This window comes from Chitinimonas sp. (assembly GCF_036568685.1).
Lineage (GTDB): Bacteria > Pseudomonadota > Gammaproteobacteria > Burkholderiales > Chitinimonadaceae > Chitinimonas.
In genome coordinates, this window is sequence record NZ_DATCSC010000152.1 from 21,097 (window position 1) to 28,703 (window position 7,607).

Annotated in this window: 7 protein-coding genes; 6 read left to right on the forward strand and 1 reads right to left on the reverse strand. The window is 65.4% G+C overall.

From position 1 onward, the window contains the following. The first annotated feature begins 20 nt into the window (after positions 1-20). The 5 genes from mreC to VIM95_RS22415 are packed head-to-tail and all read left to right on the forward strand — an operon-like array spanning position 21 to position 5,520. Positions 21-926 carry a rod shape-determining protein MreC gene (gene mreC, locus VIM95_RS22395; RefSeq protein ID WP_331990198.1) on the forward strand — a complete coding sequence of 302 codons (906 nt, stop codon included), beginning with the start codon at positions 21-23 and terminating at the stop codon, positions 924-926. After that, positions 926-1,438, forward strand: a complete 513-nt coding sequence (mreD, locus tag VIM95_RS22400) for a rod shape-determining protein MreD (RefSeq protein ID WP_331990200.1) — start codon at positions 926-928, stop codon at positions 1,436-1,438. The genes mreC and mreD overlap by 1 nt, the downstream gene beginning before the upstream one ends. Beyond that, on the forward strand, positions 1,435-3,408 hold the full coding sequence (gene mrdA, locus VIM95_RS22405) for a penicillin-binding protein 2 (RefSeq protein WP_331990202.1): 1,974 nt from the start codon (positions 1,435-1,437) through the stop codon (positions 3,406-3,408). The genes mreD and mrdA overlap by 4 nt, the downstream gene beginning before the upstream one ends. Next, a complete protein-coding gene (rodA, locus tag VIM95_RS22410; RefSeq protein WP_331990205.1) occupies positions 3,398-4,513 on the forward strand; it encodes a rod shape-determining protein RodA in 1,116 nt (371 codons plus the stop codon). Before mrdA ends, rodA begins: the two co-directional genes overlap by 11 nt. Continuing rightward, the gene (locus VIM95_RS22415; protein ID WP_331990207.1) at positions 4,510-5,520 is read left to right on the forward strand and encodes a septal ring lytic transglycosylase RlpA family protein; all 1,011 of its coding nucleotides are present in this window, start codon (positions 4,510-4,512) and stop codon (positions 5,518-5,520) included. Before rodA ends, VIM95_RS22415 begins: the two co-directional genes overlap by 4 nt. An 18-nt stretch (positions 5,521-5,538) precedes the next feature. Here VIM95_RS22415 and VIM95_RS22420 read toward each other — a convergent pair whose 3' ends face one another. Then, complete coding sequence (locus tag VIM95_RS22420) at positions 5,539-6,414, reverse strand: FecR domain-containing protein (RefSeq protein WP_331990209.1); 876 nt, start codon at positions 6,412-6,414, stop codon at positions 5,539-5,541. Positions 6,415-6,555: 141 nt separating this feature from the next. Between VIM95_RS22420 and VIM95_RS22425 the strand changes: the two genes are divergently transcribed. Beyond that, the coding region (locus VIM95_RS22425; protein WP_331990211.1) for a class I tRNA ligase family protein at positions 6,556-7,607 on the forward strand (1,052 nt) is incomplete at its 3' end.

A 7,607-nucleotide genomic window follows, 5' to 3' on the forward strand; every position in this document is an offset into this window, starting at 1 on the left:
GCCATACTGGCCATAGCCAAATGCAAGCTACCACCCAACCCGTCTTCTTCAAGCAGGGTCCCAAGCCGTTCAGCTTGCTGTTGATCTACGCCAGCCTGTCGCTGGCGTTATTGCTGGTGGATGTACGCTGGCAGATACTGCAGCCGGCCCGCGAGGCTGTCTCGGTCCTGCTCTACCCGCTGCAGTGGCTTGCCACCGCACCGGTCTCTGCCGCCCACCGGGTCAGCGACTTCCTGGTCTCGCAGACTGAACTACAGCGCGAGAACCGCAAGCTGCAGGACGAGCGCCTCCTGGCCAATGCCGAGCTCTTGCGCCTGAACGCGCTGCGCCAGGAAAACGAGCAGCTGCGCCACCTGCTGGCCACGCGTGATGCCCAGCACGGCAAGGGCGCGCTGACCGAGGTGCTGTACGACGACCGCGACCCCTATACTGCCAAGCTGGTGCTGGACCGCGGCGAGACCGCCGGGGTCAAGCTCGGCCAGGTGGTCATCGACCCGCTGGGCGTGGTCGGCCAGATCACCCGCATCCAGCCTTTGACCTCCGAGATCACCCTGCTCACCCACAAGGGCCATACCGTGCCGGTGCAGGTGCTGCGCAACGGCCTGCGTACCGTCGTCTACGGCATGGGCAAGGAAAACGCCCTGCAGGTGCACTGGATGCCGCTCAATGCCGATATCCGCGAGGGCGACGAACTGGTGACCTCGGGCATAGACGGCACCTACCCGGCCGGCCTGCCGGTGGCCAAGGTCAGCAAGGTCGACCGTAACCCCGGGCTGGCCTTTGCTCAGGTCCGCTGCCTGCCGGCGGCCGATGTGGACAAGCACCGCTTCATGCTCATCCTCGACGAGCAGCGCGCCCTGCCGCCGCAGCCGCCCGCGCCCGAGCCCTTCACCCCCAAGAAATCCCGCAAGAAGGAGACGCTCTGATGCCGGTCTCCAGCCAATTGCTCAAGCCGGTCAAGCGCAGCTTCATCTTCTTCACCTTTGTGGTGGCGATGACGCTGGCGCTGATCCCCTGGGGCCAGTTCGCCCGGGCCATCCTGCCCGACTTCATCGCCCTGGTGCTGCTCTACTGGTGCATGAACCAGCCACGCCACGTGGGCGTGGGCTGGGCCTTCTGGCTCGGCATCCTGCTCGATATCGCCGATGGCAACGTGTTCGGCCAGCATGGCCTGGCCTACTGCACCACCACCTGGTTTGCCATGTCCCGGCACCGCCAGCTGGCCATGTTCCCGCTCTGGCAGCAGGCGCTCTATATCGGCCCGCTATTGCTGGCCAACCAGCTCATCATGCTGCTGGTGCGGCTGGCGACCGGCAGTGCCTTCCCCGGTTGGGACTACTTCCTTGGTGCCGCCACCGGCGCCCTGTGCTGGGCCTGGATGAGCCAGCTGCTGCAGATGCCGCAGCGCGTGGACAAGCCGGCTGAAATCCAGTCATGAGCCGCTATACCGTCCTGCGCGATCACCACGGCGAGCGCTACAGCTTCCAGTGGCGGCTCCTCGCGGTCATCGTCTTTGTGCTGGTGGGCTTTGCCGCGCTGCTCAGCCGCTTTGTCTACCTGCAGGTGATGCAGTACGAGAAGTACCAGACCCTGGCCGAGTCCAACCGCATCTCGCTGGTCCCCATCCCGCCCTCGCGCGGCATCATCACCGACCGCAACGGCGTGGTGCTGGCCCACAACTACTCGGCCTATACGCTGGAGATCACCGCCTCCAAGCTGCCGGGCAAGCTTGAAGACACCATCAACGAGCTGTCGCAATACGTCGAGATCACCCCCAAGGATCGCCGCCGCTTCAAGAAACTGCTCGATGAGAGCAAGGACTTCGAGTCGCTGCCGATCAAGACCCGGCTGACCGACGAGGAAATGGCCCGCTTTGCCGCCCAGTCCTTCCGCTTCCCCGGCGTCGAGGTCAAGGCCCGGCTGTTCCGCCAGTACCCCATGGGCGAATCGGCCTCCCACCTCGTCGGCTATATCGGCCGCATCAACGAGGCGGACATGGACAAGCTCGACGACGATGGTCTCTTGCCCAACTACAAGGGCACCGACCATATGGGCAAGTTCGGTCTGGAGCAAAGCTACGAGACGGTGCTGCATGGCAAGACCGGCTATGAAGAGGTCGAGACCGACGCTGGCGGCCGCGCCATCCGCTCCTTGCGCCGCACCCCGCCGGTCTCGGGTAACAATCTGGTACTGACGGTCGATATCAAGCTGCAACAGATTGCCGAGCAGGCCTTTGGCAGCAACCGCGGTGCACTGGTGGCGATCGAACCGGAGACCGGCGGCGTGCTGGCGCTGGTGTCACGACCGGGTTTCGACCCCAACCTGTTCGTTGACGGTATCGACCCGGTGAGCTGGAAGGAACTGAACGAGTCGGCCGACCGACCGCTCAACAACCGCGCCATCCAGGGCATCTACCCGCCCGGCTCCACCTTCAAGCCCTTCATGGCGCTGGCGGCGCTCGAGACCGGCAAGCGCACGCCGCAGTACGGCATCCACGACGCCGGCTTCTTTGCCCTGGGCAACCACCGCTGGAATGATGACAAGCCCGGCGGTCACGGTTGGGTGGATATGTACCGTTCCATCGTTGCCTCTTGCGACACCTACTACTACCAGCTGGCCTACGACCTGGGCATCGACAACATCTCCCGCTTTATGGCGCCCCTTGGCTTTGGCCAGAAGAGCGGCATCGACCTGCCGGGCGAGAAGCAGGGCATCCTGCCCTCGCAGGAATGGAAGCGTAAGGCCTTCAAGAAGCCCGAGGCCAAGAAGTGGCTGGTCGGCGACGTGATCAGCATCGGTATCGGCCAGGGTTACAACACCTATACCCCGCTGCAGCTGGCGCAGGCCACCTCCATCCTGGCCAATAACGGCGTGGTCTTCAAACCCCACCTGGTGCGCTATGTCGAAGACAGCGCCAGCCGCGCCCGCACCGTGGTGGAGCCCAAGCCGGTCAACCAGATCCCGCTCAAGCAGAGCAATATCGACGTGATCAAGAACGCCATGGTGGGCGTGAACAAGGAAGGTACCGGCGCCACCGCCTTCCGCGGCGCTGAATACACCTCGGCCGGCAAGACCGGTACCGCCCAGGTGTTCAGCCTCAAGGGCGAGAAGTACAACGCCAACCGGGTGGCAGCCCACCTCAAGGACAATGCCTGGTTTATCGCCTTTGCACCGGCCGACAAGCCCAAGATCGCGGTCGCGCTGATCGTCGAAAACGTCGGCTTCGGCGCCCAATACGCCGCGCCGATTGCCCGCAAGGTGCTGGACTACTACCTGCTGGGCAAGGTGCCGCCGGCCGACAAGGCCGCCGCCGAGCCGGTACCGGACGAGGAGACGCCCGAGCCGCCCGCCGGCAGCGCGCCGCTGACGCCGATCCAGGAATTCATGAGCCGTCGCCATGTGGATTAAACGCCTTATCCAGCGCATCGTCGCCCCTATCGACCCCTGGCTGCTGCTGTTCACCGGCATGCTGCTGGTGATCAGCCTCGCCACCATCTACTCCGGCTCCAACGAGAGCATGGAGAAGGTGATGAGCAAGCTGGTATCGGTGGTGGTCGCGCTGTCCGCGATGTGGATCGTCGCCAACCTCAAACCCACCCAGCTGATGTGGCTGGCGCCGCCTATCTATCTATTGGGCATGATCCTGCTGGTAGGGGTGGCACTGTTTGGCGAGGTCACCAATGGCGCGCGGCGTTGGCTGCACTTGGGGGTGACGCGCATCCAGCCGTCCGAGCTGATGAAGCTGGCGGTACCCATGCTGCTGGCCTGGTTCTTCCACCGCCATGAGGCCAATCTCAGGCTCAAGCACTTTGCCATCGCGGCGCTCCTGATCGCCCTGCCGGCGGCCCTGGTGCTCAAGCAGCCCGACCTGGGCACGGCCACCCTGATCTCGGCGGCCGGCTTCTATGTGCTGTTCCTGGCCGGCCTTTCCTGGCGGCTGATCCTGCCCATGGTGCTGGCCGGCGTGGTGGCGGTCTGGTTCGTGGCCGACCTGGGTCGCTGCAGCAAGGTCTTCCGCGAATACCAGTGCCAGCGCGTGCAGGTGCAGATCGACCCGTCCTCCGACCCGCTGGGCAAGGGCTACCACATCATCCAGGGCACCATCGCCATCGGCTCCGGCGGTGTGACTGGCAAGGGCTGGACCCACGGCACGCAAACCCGGCTCGATTTCATCCCCGAGCGCACCACCGACTTTATCTTCGCCGTCTATAGCGAGGAATTCGGCCTGGTGGGCGGCATCACCTTGTTGGTGCTCTATCTGTGCGTGATCGGGCGCGGCCTGATCATCGCCAACAATGCCTCCAGCCTGTTCGGCCGGCTGTTGGCCGGGGCCTTGACGCTCTCCTTCTTCACCTATGCCTTCGTCAATATGGGCATGGTGTCGGGCATCCTGCCGGTGGTGGGCGTGCCCCTGCCGCTGGTGAGCTATGGCGGCACCGCCATGCTGTCCATTCTGATCGGTTTCGGTATGCTGATGGCCATCCATCGCGACCGAAAGTTGATGAAGAGTTGAACGCGCGCCACGCCGCACTTCTGCTTGCCCTGCTCGCCGCCGGCTGTGCCAGTCACACGCCGGCGCCGGTCGCACGCCCTGCACCTGCCCGGTCCAGCCCCATCCCGCCGTCCGACGACACCCGCAACCTGCCGCCGGCCAAGCCCGAGCAGATTCCCAAGCAGATCGGTGGTTACTACCAGGACGACGGTCCGGTGCTCGACGTGCCCTACGACCTCGACGCCCTGCCCGAGCCGGTGCCGCGCCTGGAGCCGCTCAATAAATACGCCAACCGGCCCTATAGCGTACTCGGCAAGACCTATACCCCGCGCAAGGAGCTGGGTGGCTTTGTGCAGGAGGGCATGGCCTCCTGGTATGGCAAGAAGTTTCACGGGAAACGTACCTCCAGCGGCGAGAACTACGACCTGTTCAAACTCACCGCCGCCCATCCCATCCTGCCCATTCCCAGCTACGCCCGGGTGACCAGCCTCGCCAGCGGCAAGTCGGTGGTGGTGCGTATCAATGACCGTGGTCCCTTCCACAAGGATCGCGTGATCGACCTTTCCTATACCGCTGCCTACCGGCTGGGCTTTCAGAATGGTGGCAGTGGCCAGGTCAGGGTCGAAGCCCTGCTGCCCGGCGAGGAGGCCAAGGCTTCGGCACCGGAGACCAATCTCTTGAAGTCGGTCGAGGCGGCACCGGGCCGGCCGGTCAGCAACGGCTTGGGCGCCGACCCGCTGCTGGCGCTGGCTGAGCAGGGCGGGCGCGAACCGCCAGCCAAACCGGTGGTGGAAGCGGGTGAGCAGCGCTGGGTTCAGCTGGGTGCCTTTGGCACCCAGACCGGTGCCGAGGCCTTCCGCGCCAAGGCGGCGGAACAACTGGCCTGGCTCGGTACCGAGCCGGTGGTCGAAGCCAGCGGCCAGGTCTGGCGGGTGCGGCTGGGCCCGTACAGCGGCAAGGCCGAGGCACAGCAGGTGGCCGACCGCATCACCGCCCGCGCCGATCTGCGCCCGGTGGTCGTACATTGAACCTGGGGTAGCGCCCGGCTACTTGGCCATCGGCAGGACCTGGCTCAGCGGCGTGCCCAGCGTCGCCTTGAGTTGCTCGCCCAGCGCCTGTGCGTCGGCTTCGCTGGCCAGTTGTTCCAGGCTTACCCGGTAGGCGTGGGTGCCTATCGGCTTGACCTTGGCGGCGTAGCCGGCGGCGCGCAGGCTGTCGTACCAGCGCAGCGTCTCGTCCTGGTCGGCCGCGCTGGCTACCACCAGCCGCCATTTGCCATCTGTGCGGCTCACGCCGCGGCCGGCCTGCAGTTCGGTCTGTGGCGCCCACTCCTTGTCCACCTTCTCCGCTTCCACCTTGGCCAAGGGCAAGGCCGGCTTGCCCTTGGGGGCGACAAAGAAGCTCAAGGGCTCGTTCATTTCCTGAAAACCGCCGTCCCCCTCGTGGCTGACAGCAATGCGCCCTTCCAGGAGGCAGACCAGGTCACGCTCTTCGTCGGCCTTGCCCCACAGGTCGGTGCCGCGTATGCCGGCAGTGATGGTGGCTACCCGTACGTCAATCTCACGTTGCCGCGCCTTGGCCACCAGAGCGGTGGTAAAGCGGAAGGCGCCCTTGAGCACATCGACCGCCGTGGTGAAGGGAGAGCGCCGGCCATCCTCGGCATTGAGCTTGTCGACCCGGAACACCGCCGCCTCACCGAGCTTGATCTGGCTGCCCTCGGGCAGGCTCAAGAGCACCCTGCCACCCTGGCCGGTGCGCAGCAGGTCGCCACTTTGCAGGACCTGACCGGGCAGGAGCGGCCTGGCCTGGCTGGCCCGCTCCAGCCAGGCCGGCATATTGACCGCGCTGACCGTGGCGGGGGCAGCCGCTACGGCCGCAGACAGCAAGAGCAGCGATAGTCCGGCCAGCAAGGGCATGCGCATCGGTTTGGCTCCAGTTTTGCGGGCGAGGGGTGCCACGTTCAGGCGGGGCGGTTCCCCACGGCCACTGCGTTATAATCGGCGTTTTTACAGCCCGCCACGCCATGCTGCGCGCATGGCGGCAAGCGCTTCAGGATAGCCCACATGCAAGAACAGTACCGTCCATCCGAGGTCGAAGGTGCCGCCCAGCAACACTGGCAGGCGCGTGATGCCTACCGTGTCGTCGAAGACAAGAGCAAGCCCAAGTTCTACGCCTGCTCCATGCTGCCCTACCCCTCGGGCAAGCTGCACATGGGCCATGTGCGTAACTACACCATCAACGACATGCTGGCGCGCCACCTGCGCATGAAGGGCTACAACGTCCTGATGCCGATGGGCTGGGACGCCTTCGGCCTGCCGGCCGAGAATGCCGCCATCGCCTACGGCAAGCCGCCGGCCGAGTGGACCTACGCCAATATCGCCGACATGAAGTCGCAGATGCAGCCCTTGGGCCTGGCCTTCGACTGGTCGCGCGAGGTCGCCACTTGCGATCCGGCCTACTACAAGTGGAACCAGTGGCTGTTCCTGAAGATGCTGGAGAAGGGCATCGCCTACAAGAAGACCCAGGTCGTGAACTGGGACCCGATCGACCAGACCGTGCTCGCCAACGAGCAGGTGGTGGATGGCCGTGGCTGGCGCTCGGGCGCCATCGTCGAGAAGCGCGAGATCCCCGGCTACTACTTCGGCATCACCCAATACGCCGACGAGCTGCTCGACAGCATCGAGGACCTGACCCAGTGGCCCGACCAGGTCCGCGCCATGCAGCGCAACTGGATCGGCAAGTCCGAGGGCGTGCGCTTCGCCTTCCCGCACAGCATCCGCAACGCTGCGGGCGAGCTGGTGCAGGACGGCAAGCTCTATGTCTTCACCACCCGTGCCGACACCATCATGGGCGTCACCTTCTGCGCCGTGGCCGCCGAGCATCCGCTGGCCCAGCTGGCTGCCGAGGGCAATGCCGAGCTGGCCGCCTTTATCGAGGAATGCAAGGCCGGTGGCACCACCGAGGCCGAGCTGGCCACCCAGGACAAGAAGGGCCTGCCCACCGGGCTCTACGTCACCCACCCGCTGACCGGTAGCCAGGTCGAGGTCTGGGTCGGCAACTATGTGCTGATGAGCTACGGCGACGGCGCCGTGATGGGCGTACCGGCCCACGACGA

Excerpts from the sequence above, each read along its gene's own strand:
- mreC (WP_331990198.1), top strand. The coding sequence starts at position 21 with ATGCAAGCTACCACCCAACCCGTCTTCTTCAAGCAGGGTCCCAAGCCG.
- mreD (WP_331990200.1), top strand. The coding sequence starts at position 926 with ATGCCGGTCTCCAGCCAATTGCTCAAGCCGGTCAAGCGCAGCTTCATC.
- mrdA (WP_331990202.1), top strand. The coding sequence starts at position 1,435 with ATGAGCCGCTATACCGTCCTGCGCGATCACCACGGCGAGCGCTACAGC.
- rodA (WP_331990205.1), top strand. The coding sequence starts at position 3,398 with ATGTGGATTAAACGCCTTATCCAGCGCATCGTCGCCCCTATCGACCCC.
- VIM95_RS22420 (WP_331990209.1), bottom strand. The coding sequence starts at position 6,414 with ATGCGCATGCCCTTGCTGGCCGGACTATCGCTGCTCTTGCTGTCTGCG.